At 64.7% G+C, this 20,575-nt stretch carries 17 protein-coding genes; 13 read left to right on the forward strand and 4 right to left on the reverse strand.

Annotated features, from left to right (window positions below):
* Window positions 1-128 precede the first annotated feature (128 nt).
* The 9 genes from ACIGJG_RS30605 (at window position 129) to ACIGJG_RS30645 (ending at window position 8,342) form a co-directional block, all read left to right on the forward strand.
* Window positions 129-1,346 (forward strand): ABC transporter substrate-binding protein, encoded by a 1,218-nt coding sequence (locus ACIGJG_RS30605; RefSeq protein WP_011299908.1) that lies wholly within the window; start codon window positions 129-131, stop codon window positions 1,344-1,346.
* A 5-nt stretch (window positions 1,347-1,351) separates the two neighbouring features.
* On the forward strand, window positions 1,352-2,143 hold the full coding sequence (locus ACIGJG_RS30610; protein ID WP_483673685.1) for an ABC transporter ATP-binding protein: 792 nt from the start codon (window positions 1,352-1,354) through the stop codon (window positions 2,141-2,143).
* A complete protein-coding gene (locus ACIGJG_RS30615; protein ID WP_011299906.1) occupies window positions 2,140-2,877 on the forward strand; it encodes an ABC transporter ATP-binding protein in 738 nt (245 codons plus the stop codon). Before ACIGJG_RS30610 ends, ACIGJG_RS30615 begins: the two co-directional genes overlap by 4 nt.
* Window positions 2,878-2,889: 12 nt before the next feature.
* Entirely contained in the window at window positions 2,890-3,774 is an 885-nt protein-coding gene (locus ACIGJG_RS30620) for a branched-chain amino acid ABC transporter permease (protein ID WP_011299905.1), read from the forward strand.
* Window positions 3,774-4,823 (forward strand): branched-chain amino acid ABC transporter permease, encoded by a 1,050-nt coding sequence (locus ACIGJG_RS30625; protein ID WP_011299904.1) that lies wholly within the window; start codon window positions 3,774-3,776, stop codon window positions 4,821-4,823. Before ACIGJG_RS30620 ends, ACIGJG_RS30625 begins: the two co-directional genes overlap by 1 nt.
* 80 nt (window positions 4,824-4,903) lie before the next feature.
* Entirely contained in the window at window positions 4,904-5,209 is a 306-nt protein-coding gene (locus ACIGJG_RS30630; RefSeq protein WP_011299903.1) for a non-heme iron oxygenase ferredoxin subunit, read from the forward strand.
* Window positions 5,210-5,220: 11 nt separating this feature from the next.
* The gene (locus ACIGJG_RS30635; RefSeq protein WP_220630447.1) at window positions 5,221-6,513 is read left to right on the forward strand and encodes an NAD(P)/FAD-dependent oxidoreductase; all 1,293 of its coding nucleotides are present in this window, start codon (window positions 5,221-5,223) and stop codon (window positions 6,511-6,513) included.
* An 11-nt stretch (window positions 6,514-6,524) separates the two neighbouring features.
* Entirely contained in the window at window positions 6,525-7,814 is a 1,290-nt protein-coding gene (locus ACIGJG_RS30640; RefSeq protein WP_220630448.1) for an aromatic ring-hydroxylating dioxygenase subunit alpha, read from the forward strand.
* Between the two features lie 12 nt (window positions 7,815-7,826).
* The gene (locus tag ACIGJG_RS30645) at window positions 7,827-8,342 is read left to right on the forward strand and encodes an aromatic-ring-hydroxylating dioxygenase subunit beta (protein ID WP_373460964.1); all 516 of its coding nucleotides are present in this window, start codon (window positions 7,827-7,829) and stop codon (window positions 8,340-8,342) included.
* A 72-nt stretch (window positions 8,343-8,414) separates the two neighbouring features.
* Here ACIGJG_RS30645 and ACIGJG_RS30650 read toward each other — a convergent pair whose 3' ends face one another.
* Window positions 8,415-8,948, reverse strand: coding sequence for a MarR family winged helix-turn-helix transcriptional regulator (locus ACIGJG_RS30650; RefSeq protein ID WP_011299899.1), 534 nt, complete (start codon window positions 8,946-8,948; stop codon window positions 8,415-8,417).
* Between the two features lie 379 nt (window positions 8,949-9,327).
* On the opposite strand from ACIGJG_RS30650, the gene xsc reads away from it, so the two are divergent.
* From xsc to ACIGJG_RS30670, 4 genes are all read left to right on the forward strand, one after another.
* Window positions 9,328-11,094, forward strand: coding sequence for a sulfoacetaldehyde acetyltransferase (xsc, locus tag ACIGJG_RS30655; protein ID WP_041680409.1), 1,767 nt, complete (start codon window positions 9,328-9,330; stop codon window positions 11,092-11,094).
* Between the two features lie 133 nt (window positions 11,095-11,227).
* Window positions 11,228-12,265, forward strand: a complete 1,038-nt coding sequence (gene pta / locus ACIGJG_RS30660; RefSeq protein ID WP_483673686.1) for a phosphate acetyltransferase — start codon at window positions 11,228-11,230, stop codon at window positions 12,263-12,265.
* Window positions 12,262-13,032: a sulfite exporter TauE/SafE family protein gene (locus ACIGJG_RS30665; RefSeq protein WP_011299896.1), complete on the forward strand. Its 771-nt coding sequence runs from the start codon at window positions 12,262-12,264 to the stop codon at window positions 13,030-13,032. The genes pta and ACIGJG_RS30665 overlap by 4 nt, the downstream gene beginning before the upstream one ends.
* Window positions 13,033-13,209: 177 nt before the next feature.
* Window positions 13,210-16,914, forward strand: coding sequence for an autotransporter outer membrane beta-barrel domain-containing protein (locus ACIGJG_RS30670; RefSeq protein WP_011299895.1), 3,705 nt, complete (start codon window positions 13,210-13,212; stop codon window positions 16,912-16,914).
* A 230-nt stretch (window positions 16,915-17,144) separates the two neighbouring features.
* Here the strand turns inward: ACIGJG_RS30670 and ACIGJG_RS30675 are convergent, their stop codons facing one another.
* From ACIGJG_RS30675 to ACIGJG_RS30685, 3 genes are all read right to left on the reverse strand, one after another.
* On the reverse strand, window positions 17,145-18,446 hold the full coding sequence (locus ACIGJG_RS30675) for an MFS transporter (RefSeq protein ID WP_011299894.1): 1,302 nt from the start codon (window positions 18,444-18,446) through the stop codon (window positions 17,145-17,147).
* Window positions 18,447-18,475: 29 nt separating this feature from the next.
* On the reverse strand, window positions 18,476-19,972 hold the full coding sequence (locus ACIGJG_RS30680; protein ID WP_483673687.1) for an amidase: 1,497 nt from the start codon (window positions 19,970-19,972) through the stop codon (window positions 18,476-18,478).
* Window positions 19,973-20,231: 259 nt separating this feature from the next.
* Entirely contained in the window at window positions 20,232-20,408 is a 177-nt protein-coding gene (locus ACIGJG_RS30685; protein ID WP_181184483.1) for a hypothetical protein, read from the reverse strand.
* Window positions 20,409-20,575 lie beyond the last annotated feature (167 nt).

A 20,575-nucleotide genomic window follows, 5' to 3' on the forward strand; every position in this document is an offset into this window, starting at 1 on the left:
TTTCCGCCACATCGTCAGCATACTGATTTCATGACCGAGTGTCCCGGCGCGGCGATGGTGCCGGGGCACCGCCAGCCATAACCATCGCACCCACACGGACCATCCACGAAGACAACCGGGAGCCCCACATGTCAAACACTCGCACCGTCCGCACAATTGCCGTATCCACGGCCCTGCTGGGCCTCGCTGCTGCCGCACCCGCCTGGGCTGATGCCAATGGCGTGAAAATCGGCGTCATTACCGATATGTCGGGGTCGTATGCCGACCTCTCCGGCAAGGGCTCCGTGCTGGCCGCCCAGATGGCGGTGGAGGAATTCGGCGGCAAAGCGCTGGGCAAGCCAGTTACGGTCCTCTCGGCCGACCACCAGAACAAGGCCGACATCGCCTCGTCGCTGGCTCGCCGCTGGTTCGACACAGATGGTGTCGATATGGTGATCGACTTCCCGAACTCGTCGACGGCACTGGCCGTGCAGGAAGTCGCGAAGCAAAAACAGAAAATCGACATCGTCTCGACCGGCGGCGCGATGGCGTTGACCAACCAAAACTGCTCGCCCACGGGCTTTCACTGGGCATGGGACACGTATTCGGTGTCGTATCCGCTGGTCAAACGAATGATCGACCAGGGCCGCAACAGCTGGTACTACATCACGGTTGACTATGCGTTTGGGCAGTCGCTCGAAGCCGACTTCCGCAAGGCGGTGGATGTCAGCGGCGGCAAGAACGTGGGCAGCACCAAGCATCCGCTCAACGCCAGCGACTTCAGCAGCCCGGTGGTGGCAGCGTCGGCGTCCAAGGCCAAAGTCGTGGTGCTCGCCAACGCCGGCAACGACATGATCAACGGCGTGAAAGCCGCCGGGGAATTCGGCCTGGTCAAGGCCGGCCAGACCGTCATCACGCCGTCCACGTTCATCACTGATATCAAAAGCCTGGGCCTGAACACCGCGCAGGGTCTGACCTATGTGGACCCGTTCCGCCTGGACCTGGATGAGAAATCCAAAGACTTCGTCGAGCGCTACTACAAGCGCCACAAGGCCTACCCGACGCACGGCCAGATCGGTGTCTACTCCGGCGTGCTGCACTACCTGAAGGCAGTGGAAGCGGCCAAGACAGTCGATGGTCCGGCCGTCGCCGACAAAATGCGCGCGCTGCCCGTCAACGACGCCTTCGTGCACAACGGCAAGGTGCGCGCAGACGGCCGAATGGTGCATGACATGTACCTCGCGCAGGCCAAGACCCCAGCCGAATCAAAGGGCCCGTGGGACCTGGTCAAGTACATTGCGACCATCCCTGGCGACGAGGCATTCCGCCCGCTGTCGGCCAGCGAGTGCGCGCTGGTGAAGAAGTGAGCGCCATGTCCGACAACGACGTCATCCTGCAGACGCGCGGCCTGACCAAGAGCTTCAAGGGCTTCACGGCCGTGAGCGATGTCAGCCTGCGGGTGCGCCGCGGGTCGATCCATGCACTGATCGGCCCGAACGGCGCGGGCAAGACCACTTGCTTCAACCTGCTGACTAAGTTCCACGCGCCCTCTTCGGGTTCGATCCACTTCAACGGTACCGATATCACCGCCCTGCGGCCTGCGCACATCGCTCGCATGGGCGTGATCCGCTCGTTCCAGATCTCGGCAGTGTTTCCGCAACTGACCGTGCTCGAGAACGTGCGCGTGGCGCTGCAGCGCAAGCTCGGAACGGCTTATCACTTCTGGCGCAGCAAGCGGTCGCTGTCGAGACTGGATGCGCGCGCCATGGAACTGCTCGATGCAGTGGGACTGGCGAGCTTCGCACGACTGCCGACCGCCGAGCTGGCCTATGGGCGCAAGCGTGCGCTGGAGATCGCCACCACGCTGGCGATGGACCCGGAACTGATGCTGCTCGACGAACCGACGCAAGGCATGGGGCACGAAGACGTGGAAACGGTCACAGCGCTCATCAAACGTGTCTCGGCGGGACGCACGGTGCTGATGGTCGAGCACAACATGAGCGTGGTCTCCTCCATCGTCGATCGCATCACCGTGCTCCAGCGCGGCGCAGTTCTGGCCGAAGGCAGCTATCAGGAAGTCTCGAACGACCCTCAGGTGAAAGAAGCGTATATGGGAACCACCGACGAGGCCGACGACCTTCACGCCCGTGCGGAGGCCGCATGACCCAGGCCACGATACCTGCACTGGAAATCCGCGACCTCCACGCCTGGTACGGCGAATCGCACATCCTGCATGGCGTTGATCTCACGGTGAATGCCGGCGAGGTCGTCACGCTGCTGGGCCGCAACGGCGCGGGCCGCACCACAACCCTGCGCGCGATCATGGGCCTGGTGGGCCAGCGCAAGGGCTCGGTGCGCGTGCATGGCCAGGAGACCGTCACGATGAAGACGCACCGCATCGCGCCGCTCGGACTCGGCTACTGCCCGGAAGAGCGCGCCATCTTCTCGAGCCTGTCTTGCGAGGAAAACCTGCTCCTGCCGCCCGAGTTCCCGCGCTCGGCCGGCGCAGTTGGCCTGCGCGAGCCCATGACAGTCGGCGAAATCTACGAGATGTTCCCGAACCTGCTCGAACGGCGTAAGAGCCAGGGCACGCGTATGTCGGGCGGGGAGCAGCAGATGCTGGCGGTCGCGCGGATCCTGCGCACGGGCGCTAGCGTACTGCTACTCGATGAAATCTCGGAAGGCCTCGCGCCGGTCATCGTGCAGAAGCTCGCGAAGATGATCACCATGCTGCGCCGGCGCGGCTACACCATCGTGATGGTCGAACAGAACTTCCGCTTCGCCGCGCCGCTGGCTGACCGCTTCTATGTGATGGAGCACGGCGCCATTGTGGAGGCATTCGAATCGGCGGAGCTGGAACGCAAGATGCCGACGCTTAACGCACTGCTCGGCGTGTAAGGAGATTTGCCAATGGAATTGTTCGGAGTGCCCCTGCCGGCGCTGCTTAGTCAGCTCTTGCTGGGACTGGTGAACGGGTCGTTCTACGCGATCCTGAGTCTGGGCCTGGCCGTGATCTTCGGCCTGCTCAACGTGATCAACTTTGCCCATGGTGCGCTGTTCATGCTCGGCGCAGTGCTGGCGTGGATGGGCATGAACTACCTCGGCCTCAACTATTGGCTGATGCTGCTGCTCGCGCCGCTGGCGACCGGCGCCATCGGCGTGGTGCTGGAGCGCACCATGTTGCGCCACCTGTACCGGTTCGACCATCTCTACGGACTGCTGCTGACGCTGGGCATCTGCCTGCTACTGGAAGGATTGCTGCGTTCCGCCTACGGCGTTTCGGGCCTGCCTTACCCAACACCGGAAGCGCTCACGGGCGCGACGTCGCTGGGTTTCATGGTGCTGCCCAACTACCGCGCGTGGGTCGTACTGGCGTCGCTGGCCGTGTGCTTTGCGACCTGGTACATGATCGAGAAGACACGGCTCGGTTCCTACCTGCGTGCCGGCACCGAGAATCCGCGCATTGTCGAAGCGTTCGGCATCAACGTACCGCTGCTGGTGACACTGACCTATGCGTTCGGCGTGGGGCTGGCCGCGCTGGCCGGCGTGCTCGCCGCCCCGGTAATGCAGGTGTCCCCGCTGATGGGCCAGAACCTGATCATCACCGTCTTTGCGGTCGTGGTGATCGGCGGCATGGGCTCCATCCTCGGATCGATCTTCACGGGCCTTGGCCTCGGCGTGTTCGAAGGCCTCACCAAGGTGTTCTACCCCGAGGCTTCGGCCACGGTCGTGTTCGTGGCCATGGTTTGCGTGCTGCTGGTGCGCCCGGCCGGTCTCTTTGGAAAGGAAGCATGATGACGGCACGCGACAACCGCGCCACGTTCGCTTACGGGCTGCTGCTCGCGGTCCTGGTGGCAGCCCCGTTCCTGGGCGCCTATCCGGTGCTGGTGATGAAGCTGCTGTGCTTCGCGCTGTTCGCCTGCGCCTTCAACCTGCTGCTGGGCTTCACCGGGCTGTTGTCGTTCGGCCATGCGGCCTTCTTCGGCGGCGCGGCCTATGCCTGCGGCTATGCGATGAAGTCGCTGCATGTCACGCCCGAACTCGGCTTGCTGTTGGGCACAGCATTCGGCGCGCTGCTCGGCCTGGCCTTTGGCGCACTCGCTATACGCAGACAAGGCATCTACTTCGCGATGATCACGCTGGCGCTCGCGCAGATGTTCTACTTCTTCTGCCTGCAGGCGCCCGTCACCGGCGGCGAAGACGGCTTGCAGGCAGTGCCGCGCGGCAGCCTGTTCGGCGTGGTCTCGCTGGAGCCGGACATGACCACGTATTACCTGGTACTGGCCATCACGGCGGCGGCGTTCCTCGGCATCATGCGCATCGTCAATTCGCCGTTCGGGCAGATCCTGCGCGCGATCAAGGAGAACGAGCCGCGGGCAATCTCGCTTGGCTATGATGCGGATCGTTTCAAGCTGCTGGCGTTCGTGCTGTCATCAGCGCTTGCAGGCCTGGCCGGCGCACTCAAGACGCTGGTGCTCGGCTTTGCGACGCTGACGGATGTCCACTGGATGATGTCGGGCGCCGTGATCCTGATGACGCTCGTTGGGGGCATGGGAACGCTTTCGGGCCCCATCGTCGGCGCTCTCGTCATCGTTGCACTGGAGAACAAGCTTGGCGATGCCGGCACCGCGCTCGCTTCGCTGACCGGCATCCCCTGGTTCGACTCGCTCGGCGAATCCGTCAGCATGGTCACCGGGCTGATCTTCGTGGTTTGCGTGCTCACGTTCCGGCGCGGCGTCATGGGCGAAATCGAGGCGCGGTGGAAAAACCGTCCTGCCTCACGCCCCATCGTTCCGACCACCCGCACAGTCCAATCCGGCGCCGCCGGCACCGGACAGGGTTAACGCGGATAGTTCCCACATAAAACATCAGTACACTGACCGTTATAGTCAGTGTACTGACAGATAAGTAACGGAGAACCTCCATGGCATGGATTGAAATCGACAACGTCGGCACGCTGCAGAACGACGAAGTGATGCCGCTCAACCTCGGTGAACGCCAGCTGGCCGTCTACCGTAGCGACGACGAGTACTTCGTCACCGACAACGTCTGCACGCACCAGTACGCGCTGCTGTCCGACGGCTACCTGGAAGATGGCTGCATCGAATGCCCATTGCACCAGGGCCGCTTCGACATCCGCACCGGCAAGGCCATGTGCGCGCCAGCCAGCACCGACATCCGCACCTACCCGGTCAAGTTCGAAGACAGGCGGGTGTGGGTCGAGCTGTGACGAGGCAGTACATGTCAACGCAAACCCCCATCCTTATCATCGGCGCTGGCCAGGCCGGTGCCATGGCCGCAGCGGAGTTGCGCAAGCTGGGCCATGCCGAGCGCATTGTCATGGTCGGCGGCGAGCGGCATGCACCGTACGAGCGGCCCCCGCTCTCCAAGGCGGTGCTGGCCGATGCCAGCCAGCAAGGCCAGGTTGGCGTGCATCCCGCCGGCTTCTATGCGGAGCGCGACATCGAACTGCGCCTATGCACCACCGTGAGCGCCATCGACGCCGCGCGCAGCGTTGCCACCTGCACGGACGGCAGCGAGATCCGCTTCGACGCCTGCCTGCTCGCCACCGGCGGCCGCGCGCGCACGCTGCCCCACTTGCCAGCCGGCACGCCTAACGTCCATTACCTGCGCACGCTGGACGACGCAGCTCGCTTGCGCGAAGCGATGCAGGGCGCCGATGAGGTCCTCGTGATCGGCGGCGGTTTCCTGGGGCTGGAAACGGCGTCCACTGCAGTCGACCTTGGTTTGAAGGTAACCATTCTTGAGAGCGCCGACAGGTTGCTCGCTCGTGCGGCGCCGGCCGAGTTGAGCGACTGGCTAGCACAGCGCGTCCGCGCACGGGGCGTGGACCTCAGGCTTGGCTGCAGGATTACCGCGATCGAGCCGCAGGCGCAAGGCGTGCAGGTACGGCTGGCTGATGGCACCACGTGGCACATACCGGTGCTCGTCGTAGCCATCGGGCTGACCCCCAACACTGAACTTGCCGCAATCGCAGGGCTTGCACTGCATCCCGGCAACGGCGGCATCCAGATCGATGAACAAGGCCGCACCAGCGTGCCGAACATCTATGCCGCCGGCGATTGCGCCAGCCAGTTCCAGCCGCTGTTTGGCGCCGAGATGCGCATGGAATCGTGGCAATCGGCCAATGAGCAGGCCCGCATTGCCGCCACGTCCATGCTCGGCTTGCAGGCCGCACTGGCTGCCACCCCGTGGTTCTGGACCGACCAGTTCGGCTGCAACGTGCAGATGCTCGGCGCCGCCCTTCCCGGCATGCGCTACGTATGGCGCGACATGCCGGCCAGCGGCGCGGCAAGCCCGAAGTCCATGCTGCTTGGCACGCTGGACGGCTGCCTGCGCCATGCCATCGCCGTCAATGCGGGCGGAGATCTGCGCCAGCTACGCGCGCTCTTCGACTTGCCCGTCAACGAACACCTGGCCCGCCTGTGCGACGCCGCCCTGCCCCTGCGCCAGATCGTACGCGAGGTACAGGCGGAGATCTCCAGCCGGACCGCGAGCCTCACCACAAACTGAAAGGAACACCCATGTACCAGACACAAGCGGTGATCCAGCACAAGCTGGGACGCAAGGACACCGAGCTGGGCGACTGCCGCTGGCCCGAAGATGGCCTGCACTTCATCCCGGACTGGGTCTACACGAGCCAGTCCGTGTATGACCTCGAACTCGAAAAGATCTTCCGCGGCCGCTCGTGGAACTACGTCGCGCTCGAAGCGGAAATCCCCAATGCGGGCGACTACAAGCGCTCCTATGTCGGCGCCACGCCGGTTGTGGTGTCGCGCGCCGAAGATGGCTCGATCAATGTGTTCGAAAACCGCTGCGCGCACCGCGGCGCGGAGTTCTGCCGCCACAGCCAGGGCAATACGAAGGAGTTCGTCTGCCCCTATCACCAATGGTCCTATGACCTCAAGGGCAACCTTCAGGGCGTGCCGTTCAAGCGTGGCGTGAACCGCGCGGGCGGCATGCCGAAGGACTTCCGCAACGAGGACCACGGGCTCGTAAAGCTGAACGTGGCCACGCGCAACGGCGTGATCTTCGCCTCCTATGCGGACAACATGGAAAGCCTGGAGGAGTACATGACGCCGGAGATCCTCAAGGACTTCGACGTCGTGTTCAACGGCAAGCCGCTCAAGGTGCTCGGGTACTACAAGAATGAGCTGCCGTGCAACTGGAAGATGTACCACGAGAACCTGAAGGATCCCTACCACGCCACGCTGCTGCACTCGTTCCTCGTGGTGTTCGGCCTGCTCGTCGCGGGCAACGAGTCCGCGATGATCGCCGACTCCGTGCATGGCCGCCACGGCACCATGGCATCGGCCAAGAAGGAAGACAAGTACGCGGCCGTCAGCGACGAAAACAAGAAGGAGATGCGCTCTTACCACGAAGGCATGCGGCTCGAAGACGAGCGTTTCCTGGAGTACGTGAAGGAATTCGACTCGCCGTGGTCCGTCACCATGCAGACCATCTGGCCGAACCTGATCGTGCAGCGCGAGATGAACACGCTGGGCGTGCGCCACATCGTCCCCAACGGCCCCGACAGCATGCTGATGCTGTGGACCATGTTTGGCTACGAAGACGACACCGAGGAAATGACCCAGCACCGCCTGCGCCAGGGCAACCTGATGGGGCCGGCCGGCTTCCTCGGGCTGGAGGACAACGAGGCGATGAAGTTCGTGCAGGAAGGCGTGCGCCGCTCGACCACGGACGTCAACGTGCTCAAGCTCGATGCCAACCATGTGGGCACGTCGAATTCGCTGATCTCGGAATCGGCGATCCGGGCCATGTACCAGTACTACCGCGGCGTGATGGGGTTCTGAACGATGAAACCGATGTACTACGCTGTCTATCGCGAAAGCAAGCTTGGCGCGGCGCGCGCCATCGAACTGCGGCTCGAGATCGAGAATTTCCACGCGGAATACTGCGCGGTGCTCGACGCAGGCCTGGTCGAGCAGTGGCCGCGCTTCTTCACCGAAGACGCGCTCTACCGCATCACGGCCCGCGAAAACGCCGAACTCAACCTGCCCGTGGGCCTCGTCTATGCCGAAGGCATCGGCATGATGCGCGATCGCGCTGCGGCCATCGCCAACACGCAGATGTTCGCGCCGCGCTACAACCTGCATCTCGTGACCAACACGCGCGTCACCGACGAGACTGCTGACGGCGACATCGTGGCGCAGTCCAACTTCTTGCTGCTGCAGACGCTGGTGGAAGGCCCTACCACCATGCATATGGCGGGCACCTATCACGACCGCTTTCAACGCACGGGGAACGGGCTGCTGCTACGTGAACGCCAGGTGATCTACGACACCACGATCATCGCCAACGATCTGGTCTATCCGGTCTGACATCCGCGGAAAGCACAAGGCGGGCCTTGCGCCCGCATTGTCATTTTTGGCCGACATTCGCCGCTTCTTGCCTTACATGCTGCGCAACACCGTGCGGCTGTACTGGTTGTTCGCCTCCACCAGCGTAGCCAGCAGGTCCATGAACACTTCGCGCTGGGCCGGCTTCAGCGGCGCCAGCATACGCTCCTGCGCGCGCGCCATATCGGCGCGCAGCGCCGTCACCACGCTCCGGCCCTCCTTGGTCAGGTAGACATGCCGCGTGCGGCGGTCCGCCGGGTTGTCGCGGCGCTCCAGCAGGCCGCGCTCTTCGAGCCGACGCACCACGTCCGCCGTGGTCGTGCGGTCCAGCCCAACTTCCTGACCGAGCGAGGTCTGGTCCAGCCCGGGCAGCACCGACAACACCGTCAGGATCGCGTACTGCACCGGCGTGATGTTGGGCGACTTGCACTCCTCGAAGAACATCGCAACGTGGATCTGGTGCAGCCGCCGCACCAGGAAACCCGGCCGCGCCCACAGCAGTTCCTTGGCGGGATCGCTTTCGGGCTCGACCGCCGACACCGGCGCGCTGTCGTCCGCGGCCGCACCGCGCTTCGTTCTTGGACCCATAGCACTCACCATTTTGTTAGCACACTGAAAGTATATAGGAAGGCCCAGCGCGGAACCCGACTTTGTCCAGACATGGACGCTCGCGCTGGCAAAGCCGCATTGACGATCTGCCACCCCTATTATAAAAAGTTAACTTAAAATCACTTTTATGACGATTCGTCTCGTTTTTTGATTCCAAACATTCCAAAAACTAAAACTTCCTATTGACCACGGGCTGTTCTCCGCCTACATTTCCCTCACCAAACAGTTTCTGGAACGAATCGTTCCACTTATTACGTCACACAGGAGACACCCCATGCGCGACCTCGACACGACTACGCAGCCCGCCGTTTCCGGTGGCTCGGCCACCGAGACCCAGGTGCCAGCCGGCCCCCAGACCATGACGCCGTCCGAAGCGTTCGTGGAGACCATGGTCGCCAATGGCGTGACCGAGATGTTCGGCATCATGGGCTCCGCGTTCATGGACGCCATGGACATCTTCGCCCCGGCCGGCATTCGTCTTATCCCGGTCGTGCATGAACAGGGTGCTGGCCATATGGCTGACGGCTATGCTCGCGTGTCGGGCCGCCATGGCGTGGTGATCGGCCAGAACGGTCCCGGCATCTCGAACTGCGTGACGTCCATCGCTGCCGCGTACTGGGCGCATAGCCCGGTCGTGATCGTCACGCCCGAAGCCGGCACCACCGGCATCGGCCTGGGCGGCTTCCAGGAAGCCAAGCAACTGCCGATGTTCCAGGAGTTCACCAAGTACCAGGGCCACGTCACGCATCCGCAGCGCATGGCCGAGTTCACCGGCCGCTGCTTCGACCGCGCGCTGGCCGAAATGGGCCCGACGCAGCTCAACATCCCGCGTGACTACTTCTACGGCAAGGTCAATGTCGAGATTCCGAAGCCGCAGCGCCTGGACCGCGGCCCCGGCGGCGAACAGAGCCTGAACGAAGCGGCCGAGCTGCTGGCACAGGCCAAGTTCCCCGTGATCATCTCGGGCGGCGGCGTGGTGATGGCCGATGCCATCGAGGAATGCAAGGCACTGGCCGAGCGTCTGGGCGCGCCGGTGGTCAACAGCTACCTGCACAACGACTCGTTCCCCGCCAGCCACCCGCTGTGGTGCGGTCCGCTGGGCTACCAGGGTTCGAAGGCTGCAATGAAGCTGATCTCGCGCGCCGACGTGGTGATCGCACTGGGCTCGCGCCTCGGGCCGTTCGGAACGCTGCCGCAGCACGGCATGGACTACTGGCCGAAGAACGCGAAGATCATCCAGATCGACGCCGATCACAAGATGCTGGGCCTGGTGAAGAAGATCTCGGTGGGCATCTGCGGCGACGCCAAGGCTGCCGCCATTGCGCTCACGCAGCGCCTGGCCAACCGCACGCTTGCCTGCGACAGCAGCCGCGACGGCCGCGCCACGGAAATCGCCAACGAAAAGGCCGCATGGGAAAAGGAACTGGACGGTTGGACGCACGAGCGCGATCCGTACAGCCTGGACATGATCGAGGAGCAGAAGAACGAGCGCACCTTCAACGGCGGCACGTACCTGCACCCGCGCCAGGTGCTGCGTGAACTCGAAAAGGCCATGCCAGCCGACGTGATGGTGTCGACCGACATCGGCAACATCAACTCAGTCGCCAACAGCTACCTGCGCTTCGAAAAGCCGCGCAGCTTCTTCGCGGCGATGAGCTGGGGCAATTGCGGTTATGCGTTCCCGACCATCATCGGCGCCAAAGTAGCGGCACCGCACCGTCCGGCCGTCTCGTACGCCGGTGACGGCGCCTGGGGCATGAGCCTGATGGAAACCATGACCTGCGTGCGCCACAACATCCCGGTGACGGCTGTGGTCTTCCACAACCGCCAGTGGGGCGCGGAGAAGAAGAACCAGGTGGACTTCTACAACCGCCGCTTCGTCGCCGGCGAGCTCGACAACCAGAGCTTCGCCGCCATCGCCAAGGCCATGGGCGCGGAAGGCATCGTGGTGGATCGCCTGGAAGACGTGGGCCCGGCACTGAAGCGCGCCATCGACCTGCAGATGAACCACGGCAAGACCACGATCATCGAAGTGCTGTGCACGCGTGAACTCGGCGACCCGTTCCGCCGCGACGCGCTGTCCAAGCCGGTGCGCTACCTGGACAAGTACAAGGACTACGTCTGATCGAGTCTGATCGAAGCTGCGCCCTATCGTTCGCGATCGTGTGCGCCCTCTCCCGCTTGCGGGAGAGGGCGATAACACCAAGGGCATAGCGCTGATCGCTGGCCCTTTTTTCAGTCTTACCGAGCCACCCGCCATGAAACCCATCCTCCGCATCATCGATCGCGCGCGCGCCGCGCCCCGTCGCATCGTCCTGTGCGAGGGCGAGGATCCGCGCATCCTGCAGGCAGCCGAACGCGCTGCGCGCGAGGGCATTGCGCAGGTCATCCTGGTGGGCAACGCGGCGCGTATCACCGATGCAGCGGCAAACCAGGGCATCGATCTCCCGCGCATGACCATTGTCGATCCGGCCACATCGGCGCTGACGCCCTCTTTCGCGCAGGCGCTCTACGCGATGCGCCAGAAGAAGGGCATGACGCTCGATCAGGCGCGGCAAGCGGTGCTCGATCCGCTGTGCTTCGCCAACCTGATGGTGCGACAAGGCCATGCCGACGGTTCAGTAGCCGGCGCGGTCCACACCACCGCAGACGTGGTGCGCAACGCGATCCAGCTGATCGGTCTGGCGCCCGGATTCCGGCTGGTTTCGAGCTTTTTCCTGATGATGCTGTGCGAGCCGTTCCACGCGCTCAAGGGCGGGCTGATCTTTTCCGATTGCGGGCTCGTGGTGGACCCCGATGCCGAGGAGCTATCCGAGATCGCCATGGCCGCGTCAGACAGCGCACGCTCGCTGCTCAATGAAGATCCGCGTGTGGCGATGCTGTCGTTTTCGACCTGCGGCAGCGCGAAGCATGCGGCCGTCGACAAGGTCGTCGCAGCCACGGAGCGCGTGCGCGCGCAGCGGCCGGGCCTCGCCATCGATGGCGATGTGCAGCTCGACGCCGCCATCGTCGCCGAGATTGCCGAGCGCAAAATTCCTCACTCCCAAGTGGGCGGCCATGCCAACGTTCTGGTCTTTCCGAATCTCGAAGCCGGCAATATCGGCTACAAGCTGGCCGAACGGCTCGGCGGCGCCAAGGCCATCGGCCCGATGCTGCAGGGGCTCAGGAGGCCGGCTAACGACCTTTCGCGCGGTTGCAGCGCAGAGGATGTGTTCCATGTCATCGCTGTCACCGTCGTGCAGGCACAAGCCGCCTCGGCGCAGCAACCATCATCCGGAGAGCAGGCGGCAGCATGAAGCTGGAATTGTTGATGCCCGTGCTGGGCCTGCAGGCCCTGCTTGGCGCGGGAACGTATTTTCAGACGGTGACGGGTTTCGGGCTCGGCATGATCGTGATGGGCGCGACCAGCGGGCTGGGCCTCGCGCCGGTGGCCACGGTGGCTGCCGTGGTGAGCCTGGTGACGCTGGCCAACAGTGCGTTCGCACTGCCGGGCAAGATGCAGCATATCGACTGGCGCGCGGTGTTTGCCGCGGCCATCGGCATCCTGCCGTCCGTGGTTGCCGGCGTGCTGCTGCTCGACTATCTCAGCAGCACCGCGGCCACGCTGCTGCAGTTGCTGCTTGGCGCAGTGATCCTGTATGGCGGCCTGAGCGCGGCGCTGCGCCCCGAGCCGCTGCCGCGACGCTCCGGCGATGGCAGCTTTCTCGTGAGCGGCATATTCGGCGGCCTGCTGAGCGGTATGTTCGGCGTGTCCGGCCCGCCGCTGATTTTCCAGTTCTACCGCCAGCCCATGAAGCCGGTGGAGATCCGCTGCGCGCTGATCCTGGTCTTTACCGTGACCTCCAGCGTGCGCACCCTCTTCTCGGCCTGGCAGGGCCAGCTCGACGCGCAGATCTGCCTGCAGGCTGCCATTGCCGTGCCTGTGGTGGTGCTGGCCACGGTGCTGGGACGGCGGTTTCCGCCGCCCTTCTCTCCCACCACCACGCGGCGCATCGCGTTTGGGGTGTTGATGGGCATTGGGGCGAGCCTGATGGTGCCGGCATTGGTCAGCCAGCTCGGCTGAGCGAGAGCTGTCGGGAAACCCATTCGGGTGAGGCGAATTCCCGGCACCTGTCGCTGCGTTCCAGTCTGTTCAGGACAAGTCTTCAAAGAATTCAACACGCGAAGTACCGCGAGAAGCCAATAATGCCTGGGATGTCCATCGCATGCTGCCCTCCCCCGGGCAGGACACAGGACGGCCATGCAAAAGAACAAGACGAAGCTGCAGCACCGCCTGGTGCTGCGTCCCATGCCACGGGCAATTCGTGCCGCGTGCCATCTCGCGGGCTCGCGCCATGTGCTGTACCTGTTCGTGGGCGGCATGTTTGCCGGCCTGGTGCCGGAAGCCGAAGGACAGACGCCATGCGCGACCGTCGGCACAGGCCAGGTTTCCGCAACCGATACCTGCACGGTCCCCCCATCGACCGTGATCGGAACCACGGTGGCAAACCCCGTCGCCGTGACCGGCACGGGAGCGCCTGCCAACGTCACCGGACAGGCATTGACGCTGAACCTCGGCGTCGCCAACGCCGGCGGGGCCAATGCGCAAGGTGGTGCCAGCATCCAGCTCACGGGTGGCCAGGTCATGACCACATCGAACACGGCTGCGACGGCCAACGGGCAGACCGGCTTGCTTGCGAGCGGCGCGCTCAGCGCAATCAGCGCCAACGGGACCACCATCACCATGACGCCGGCGGCGGGGATCAACCTGACCGCCGCGCGCGCCGTCGATGGCGGGACCGTGACGCTCACCGATCTCGCCATCAACATCGGCAGTGCCGGCAGCGGCCGGAACTTTAACCATAGCCTGGTGGCAAGCGGCGCGAACAGCAATGTGTTCGCGACAGGCGTCAACGTTACCGCGCTTTCCAACTTCTCGCAGGCGGCGCGTGCGGAACTGGCCGGCACCGTCACCGTGACCGGAGGCTCGATGACCGCCACGGGAACGGGTAGCGCTGCGACTGGTCCCGTGGCGGCCGCCGGGGCATTTTCAGGCGGGCAACTGAACATCCGTGGCGGCACATCGCTCAATGGCGGAGCCGCGACCGAGGCCTATGGCCTGTACGTGAAGGATGCTGGCTCGGCGGCCACGGTGTCCGATGCCACCATCAAGACAGATGTCCGTGCGATCGGTGTACTGGCCGACGCGGGTGCCACGGCCACCCTGACAAACAGCACCGTGCAGGCAGGCACTGCGCGCGGCGTCTGGGCCAAGGGCAACGCCACGATTGGCCTGATCAACACCAATGTCACCTCGCAGAGCTATGCGGTCACGAGCGGGGAAGGCGGCGGCATTACGGTCAATGGCGGTACCTTGTCCGGCTCGGGCCAGGTGCCGACGGTATCGGCCGGATCAACCGTCGGCATCGCCACGATCACGACCCAGAACACGGCGATCGTCAGCAGCGGCAGCGCCAACGCGGGTGGGGTCTATGCAAATACGGGATCGCTCATCACGCTCAACGGCGGCACCGTCGACACCTTCGGCACGCTCGACCGCGGACAGACACCCAATGCGCTGGCGGCGGTCAATCCGGGCGCACAACTGGTCGCCAACGATGTCAGCGTGCGCACGCACGGCGAGCGCGCACTGGGCGTGGCCGCGGACGATGGCGGCACCATCACGCTGAACCGCACCACCGTCACGACCGACAGCCTGCGCGCACTGGGCATCTATGCGGGCGTCGATCCGACCAAGCCCGGCGCGGCGGCGGTCATCGCCACTGCGAGCCGCGTCGAGACCTCTGGGCAGTTTGCACATGGCGCCCAGGCACAGGCACGGACCAACCTCGATATTCCCGCGACCATTACGCTGAATGACAACAGCACGGTTACCACGCATGGCGATGGAGCGGTCGGGCTGCGGGCGGTCCTGAAAGGCAAGATTGACGCGACACAAAGCAGCGTCGTGACGGAAGGCGCGGCCGCGCACGGCATGCTGGCACTCGGTGAACAAAGCCTTGTGACGCTCAACGGCGCCACCGTCACCGCCGGCGGCATCAATGCGCATGGCGGGATCGCGCAGGACGGCGGCATCATCACCGGCACGAATGCTGCCGTGACGGCTAACGGTGCCAATGCGGCGGCGCTCTTCGTCGCCGGAGAGCTCAGCCCGTCCAGCGCGGGCTTCACCTCGTCCACGCTGCGCAATACCAGCGGTCCGACCATTGCGGTGGGCGGCAACGGCACCATCAGCCTGTCGGGCTCCACCGTTTCCGGCAGCGGCGAATGGCTGCGTGTGGGCACTATCGCCGATTTCCCCTCGCTGCCCGCCGCTGAAGACCCCATCGCGCGGCCTCAACCGCTTCCGCCCGATGACGCGGTCCCGTTGCTCGCCACGCTGGCGCTGTCGCCAGGCGTCGTCGCCATGAAAACGCCGCTGGCGACCGCCGGTGGCGCCATCCTTGACGTGTCCGCGTCCACACTGACCGGTGCGGCTACTACGCTGCCCGGCAGCACCTCCACGGTGACCGCACGCGATGGCACGGTGTGGAACATGACCGGCAACTCGAACCTCACCAATCTCACCAACGATGCGAGCCGGATCCTTTTCTCCGCACCGGTGGCGGGCGCATTCAAGACGCTGACCGTCACGCGCTATACCGGCGCCAACGGTGGCGTGGTCGGCCTCAACACGGTGCTGGCGGCGGACAACTCGCCGTCCGACACAGTCGTGATCGACGGCGGCACTGCAGGCGGCCAGACCGGCCTGCGCATCACCAATGCCGGCGGTGCGGGCGCCGTGACGACCGCCAACGGTATCCTGGTAGTCAACACCGCCAACGGCGGCGCAACGCAGCCCGATGCTTTCCGGCTCGACGGCCGCGCGGTGGCCGGCCCCTACGAATATCGCCTGTTCCGCAGCAGCGTGGATGGCACCAATGCCGATGCGTGGTACCTGCGCTCGGAGAAGACACCCCCTCCTGCCCCGCCAGCGCCACCAGACCCGCTCTATCGCCCCGAAGTCGCCGCGTACCTGGCCAACCAGCGCCTGGCGGGACAGATGTTCGTGCACAGCCTGCACGACCGTCTGGGCGAGCCGCAGTATGTCGAAGACCAGGGCTTCGACCATGAAGAAGACAAGCCGCGCAGCGGCTGGCTGCGCGTGGTCGGGAAGTGGGAAGGCAGCCACAGCAAGGATGGCAATTTCAAGGTCGATACCGATTCGTTCCTGCTCCATGGCGGCGTGGAACTCGCCAAATGGAAGGTGGCGCGCGAGGAAGACCGCGTCCACCTGGGGTTGATGGCTGGCTATGGCTACGCCCGCAGCAATGCCGAGGCCGCCGCCAACCCCGCCCGTGCCCACGGCACCGTCGAAGGATTCAGCCTGGGCGCCTACGGCACGTGGTACCAGAACGACGAGCACAAGCTCGGCACCTATGTCGATACCTGGTTCCAGTACGGCTGGTTCAACAACAAGGTTGAAGGCGACCAGCTTCCGACGGTGAGCTATCACGCACAGGGATGGGCAATATCGGGCGAAGTCGGCTATGCGATGCCGACGCGCTACGACTGGGTGATTGAACCGCAAGCCCAACTCATCTACGTCAGCTATGGCGAGGACGACATCACCGAGCCCAATGGCACCCACGTGAGCGGTGCGGACTCGAACGGGTTGATCACCCGGCTCGGCGTGCGCGTGCATCGCACCTTCATCCGCGAGGACCGTCGCAAGCTGCAGCCGTACGTGACCCTGAACTGGTGGCACACCAGCACGGACAGCAACATCTCGTTCAATCAGCTTCCGCTGGGCAGCCTCTATCCCTCAAACCGGTATGAACTGAAGCTGGGCCTGAATGCCGATCTCGGCAAGCGCTGGACCGGCTGGGCGAATGTCGCCGGCGCCTGGGGCGCGCAAAGCTACCACCAGTACGCCGCGCGCGTCGGGGTGAAGTACACATGGTAGCGATGCATCGACCACGTCAAGAACGTGAACGGCAAATAGGGCCGCAACAGAAGCGCATGCTGCGCTGAAGCTGCTGGCGCAGGTCTGCCAGTGCGCGTCAGGCGCGCCGACCCCGTTGCGCAGCCGGGCGGTGAAGCGTTCGGCATCCTGCTCCCGGCAACAGCACGGCCTGGCGCTGCAGGCCCAGGCACGACACACGTATCGCGTTCGCGGCCCGCGAACGAACGGCTTCAGGCGACTGTCCCCGCGGGTTGCGCCAGCGGCGCCGAATCCTGCTCTTCTCCACCGCCAGCCTGTCCGAGATCCATCCCGGTCGTCTCGGGCAGCAGCAGCGCGGCCATCACGACCATCACGTAGCCCACCCCGGCGACAATCGCAATCGCGGTCGGCAAAGACGTGTGCCCGGAACTCAGCCACCCCACCGACAGCGGGAACAGCGAGCCGATCACGCGCCCGGCGTTGTACGACACGCCGTATCCCGTCGCACGGATATCGTTGGGAAACGATTCCGAAATCGTCGCGCCGATGCCCGAGAATACGCCCTGCATCAGGATCCCCAGCGGGAAGCCGAGGAACAGCATCGACGTGTTCGACACCGGGATCACCATATAGACCAGCGCGGCCACGAAGGCCCCCGCCGCGAACACGATATAGGTCAGCCTGCGGCCCCAGCGATCCGTCGCGTAGGCGCCCGCCACATAGCCGATCAGTGACCCGATGATCGTCACCGCCAGATAGGAACTGGTGCCGAACACCGATAGCCCGCGCTCGGTCTTGAGGAAGGTCGGCAGCCACGTGGCGATCGCGTAGTACGCACCGAGCATGCCGCCCGAGAGCAGACTGCACAGCAGGGTCTTGGACAGCAGCGGACCACGGAACAGCCGGCCCAGGCCTGCCAGCGCCGTCCCCTGCCGGCCAGCCGCGCGGCTCTTCAGGAATACCTCTGGCTCCTCCAGATTGCGGCGCAGGTAGATCACCACCAGTGCGGGCAGGATGCCGAGGAAGAAGCAGACGCGCCACGCCGTTTCGGCCGGCAGCATGCTGAACGTGAGCGCGTAGACGATCGCCGCCGCGCCCCAGCCGAACGAGTAGCTGCTCGCGGTGAAGCCCGAGTATTTGCCGCGATGCGCGGGGTTGCGGATCATCTCCGTCACCAGCACCATGCACAGCGACGATTCGCCGCCGAAGCCCAGGCCCTGGATCATGCGGAACAGCATGAGTTGTTCCGGTGACTGCGCCAGCCCGCACAGGAAGCAGGCGATGGCGAACACGATAATGGTCCAGCGCAGCACCCGCACGCGGCCGTAGCGGTCGGCCAGGATGCCGGCCCCGATCGCGCCGACCAGCGACGACACCAGCGTCCACGTGACGATAGCGCCCGCGGTCGACTTGCTCATGCCCCACTGCCCCAGCAGCGTGGAGATGAGGAAGGAATAGATCATGAAGTCGAATACATCGACCGCATGTCCTAGGAAAGCGCCATAGAAGCCCTTGCGCTCCATGCGCGACAAATCGCGGAACCAGTCAAACATGATCCCTCCCTATGTTGTGTGTGGGGGTCTTAGTGGTGGAGGTTCGCCGGCAGCGTGGACGGCCGCGGCGGTGGCCGGAAAGCGTAGCCTGCGTCTTCGAGCAGCGTGGCGAACCGCAGTGCGGTGAGATCCTGGTAGCGGCCGGCAACGATCTGCACGCCGACGGGCAGGCCGTTCGAGGCCGGCCCGAGCGGCGCGACGGCCGAAGGCAGCCCGCACAGCCCGGAATGGCCGGCCCAGAACAGCTGCGTGGTCATCGGTTGCGATTGGCCGTTCACGTCAAGCATGCGTGTCCATGGTTCACCCGCTTCGTTCAGCGTGAAAGCGGTTGTCGTCGCGGCAGGACACAGCAGCACGTCATGGTCGGCAAAGAGCTGGCGCCACGCGGCCGCGAAACGTTCGCGCGCAGCCTGCAGGCGCAGCCAGTCGCGATGGCTTAGCGTTGCACCGGTGTATTGCAGCGTGGAATAAGAGGCATCGCCTGCGGCGGCATTGGCCGCGCGGTCGAGCGCATCGGCATATGCCGCGTCATCCATATGCAGCGAGGTGGCCGCGCGCAGCAACGTCACGTAGGCATGCCATAGCTCGGCGGCGTCGAAGTCCGGCCGCGCGTGCCATGCCACGCGCGCGCCTTGTTGCGCGAGCCAATGGCCAAGCTGCTCGATCTGCGTGGCGACTGCGCTGTCGGCTTCGGCCTGCGGATGGCTCGGCAGCACGGCAACGCGGAAATCGGCGAGCCGCCGATGCGGGCACGCGGGCAGTTCGAGGCGGTATGCCATCTCCTGGTCACCGTACGGGCCGGCAATGGCACGCAGCACGGGTTCAAGATCGCGCGCGCTGCGGGCCAGAGGCCCGGCCACGTTGATGTCCTGTTCGCCGAAGCGCGCCGGGCCGGTGCCATGGCCGGCCAGCGGCACCAGTCCATGGCTAGGCTTGAGCGAGAAGATGCCGCAGTAGTGGGCCGGGTTGCGCAGCGAGGAACCAATGTCCGAACCGACATCGAACGCCGACAGTCCCGCACACACAGCCGCAGCACTCCCGCCGGACGAGCCGCCCGGCGTACGCGACGGGTCGTGCGGATGGCGGGTCGTGCCGTAGATCTCGTTGTAGCTCTGCCAGTCCCGCAGGCCGAGCGGGACGTTGGTCTTGCCGAGCAGGATCGCGCCGGCATCGCGCAGACGCTGCACCACTACCGCATCGCGCCGGGCCACGTGGCCGCGAAGAGCCGGGTTGCCGCAAGTGGTCGGCCAGCCAGCCACGTCGAACGATTCCTTGATGGAGAACGGCACGCCGTCGAGGACCCCACGCGCCTGTCCCGCGCTGCGGCGACGGTCGCTCTCCTGCGCGGCGGCGCGGGCGGCATCGAAGTCAGACACCACGAGTGCGTTGATGACTCCATGCCACGCGTGCCACGCAGCCTCGCAAGCCTGCACCAGTTCCACCGCCGATACCTCGCCATCGGCCAACCATTGCGCCATCTTCCACAACGGCGCAAGGCCGGTTTTGCTCCGGTCGGGCAGATTCACGTCGACTCCTTGTTGTCATCCGTGGCAGTGCACGGTGGGGGCGTTGGGAGAGACTACGGGAGAGACTGCGATGTATTTCGGTATACTATATTCAATCTTTCACGAACGGCAAGACGATTCTGGACGGATCAATACGCTTGGCGCGCTAAGACGTCAGAAAGGAGAGCGATACGGGGAGCGGGGCGGCAGTGAGAACGCTGCCGGAAGGGGTGTTGGCCGCAGCAGCGTGGCAGCCAACGATGGTAACCGGACGATCAGATCAGCAGTGATGACGGCGCTGCACATGGCCGCCCAGCGCCAGGAAGAACCGGCCGATATCCCGCAGCTTCAGCGGCACGAGCGGTGTCGCATGTCGCACTGCATCGCGTGCCGCGTAGTAGCGAAGCAGTTGCTGGCCGACCGGTTGCGAGAGATAGCGTTGCTCGGGAGACTTCATGGTAAATCCCAATTGAATCAAATTGACTACAGTATACATTAATTGGTGCGGTGCGCCATAAAGTGGGGCGCAATGCACTGTTGCAGGGCGCGAAATGGCCGGTTGGGCGATGGAGAAACGATGCTCCTTTCAATATAGCCGGGTTATCGTGCTTGGCAGGCGCCGCT

It is taken from the genome of Cupriavidus sp. C1SS-2L (assembly GCF_057073735.1).

Bases quoted from the DNA above. Each gene is read 5' to 3' on its own strand.
- ACIGJG_RS30605 (WP_011299908.1), top strand. From the start codon at position 129: ATGTCAAACACTCGCACCGTCCGCACAATTGCCGTATCCACGGCCCTG.
- ACIGJG_RS30610 (WP_483673685.1), top strand. From the start codon at position 1,352: ATGTCCGACAACGACGTCATCCTGCAGACGCGCGGCCTGACCAAGAGC.
- ACIGJG_RS30615 (WP_011299906.1), top strand. From the start codon at position 2,140: ATGACCCAGGCCACGATACCTGCACTGGAAATCCGCGACCTCCACGCC.
- ACIGJG_RS30620 (WP_011299905.1), top strand. From the start codon at position 2,890: ATGGAATTGTTCGGAGTGCCCCTGCCGGCGCTGCTTAGTCAGCTCTTG.
- ACIGJG_RS30625 (WP_011299904.1), top strand. From the start codon at position 3,774: ATGACGGCACGCGACAACCGCGCCACGTTCGCTTACGGGCTGCTGCTC.
- ACIGJG_RS30630 (WP_011299903.1), top strand. From the start codon at position 4,904: ATGGCATGGATTGAAATCGACAACGTCGGCACGCTGCAGAACGACGAA.
- ACIGJG_RS30635 (WP_220630447.1), top strand. From the start codon at position 5,221: ATGTCAACGCAAACCCCCATCCTTATCATCGGCGCTGGCCAGGCCGGT.
- ACIGJG_RS30640 (WP_220630448.1), top strand. From the start codon at position 6,525: ATGTACCAGACACAAGCGGTGATCCAGCACAAGCTGGGACGCAAGGAC.
- ACIGJG_RS30645 (WP_373460964.1), top strand. From the start codon at position 7,827: ATGTACTACGCTGTCTATCGCGAAAGCAAGCTTGGCGCGGCGCGCGCC.
- ACIGJG_RS30650 (WP_011299899.1), bottom strand. From the start codon at position 8,948: ATGGGTCCAAGAACGAAGCGCGGTGCGGCCGCGGACGACAGCGCGCCG.
- xsc (WP_041680409.1), top strand. From the start codon at position 9,328: ATGACGCCGTCCGAAGCGTTCGTGGAGACCATGGTCGCCAATGGCGTG.
- pta (WP_483673686.1), top strand. From the start codon at position 11,228: ATGAAACCCATCCTCCGCATCATCGATCGCGCGCGCGCCGCGCCCCGT.
- ACIGJG_RS30665 (WP_011299896.1), top strand. From the start codon at position 12,262: ATGAAGCTGGAATTGTTGATGCCCGTGCTGGGCCTGCAGGCCCTGCTT.
- ACIGJG_RS30670 (WP_011299895.1), top strand. From the start codon at position 13,210: ATGCAAAAGAACAAGACGAAGCTGCAGCACCGCCTGGTGCTGCGTCCC.
- ACIGJG_RS30675 (WP_011299894.1), bottom strand. From the start codon at position 18,446: ATGTTTGACTGGTTCCGCGATTTGTCGCGCATGGAGCGCAAGGGCTTC.
- ACIGJG_RS30685 (WP_181184483.1), bottom strand. From the start codon at position 20,408: ATGAAGTCTCCCGAGCAACGCTATCTCTCGCAACCGGTCGGCCAGCAA.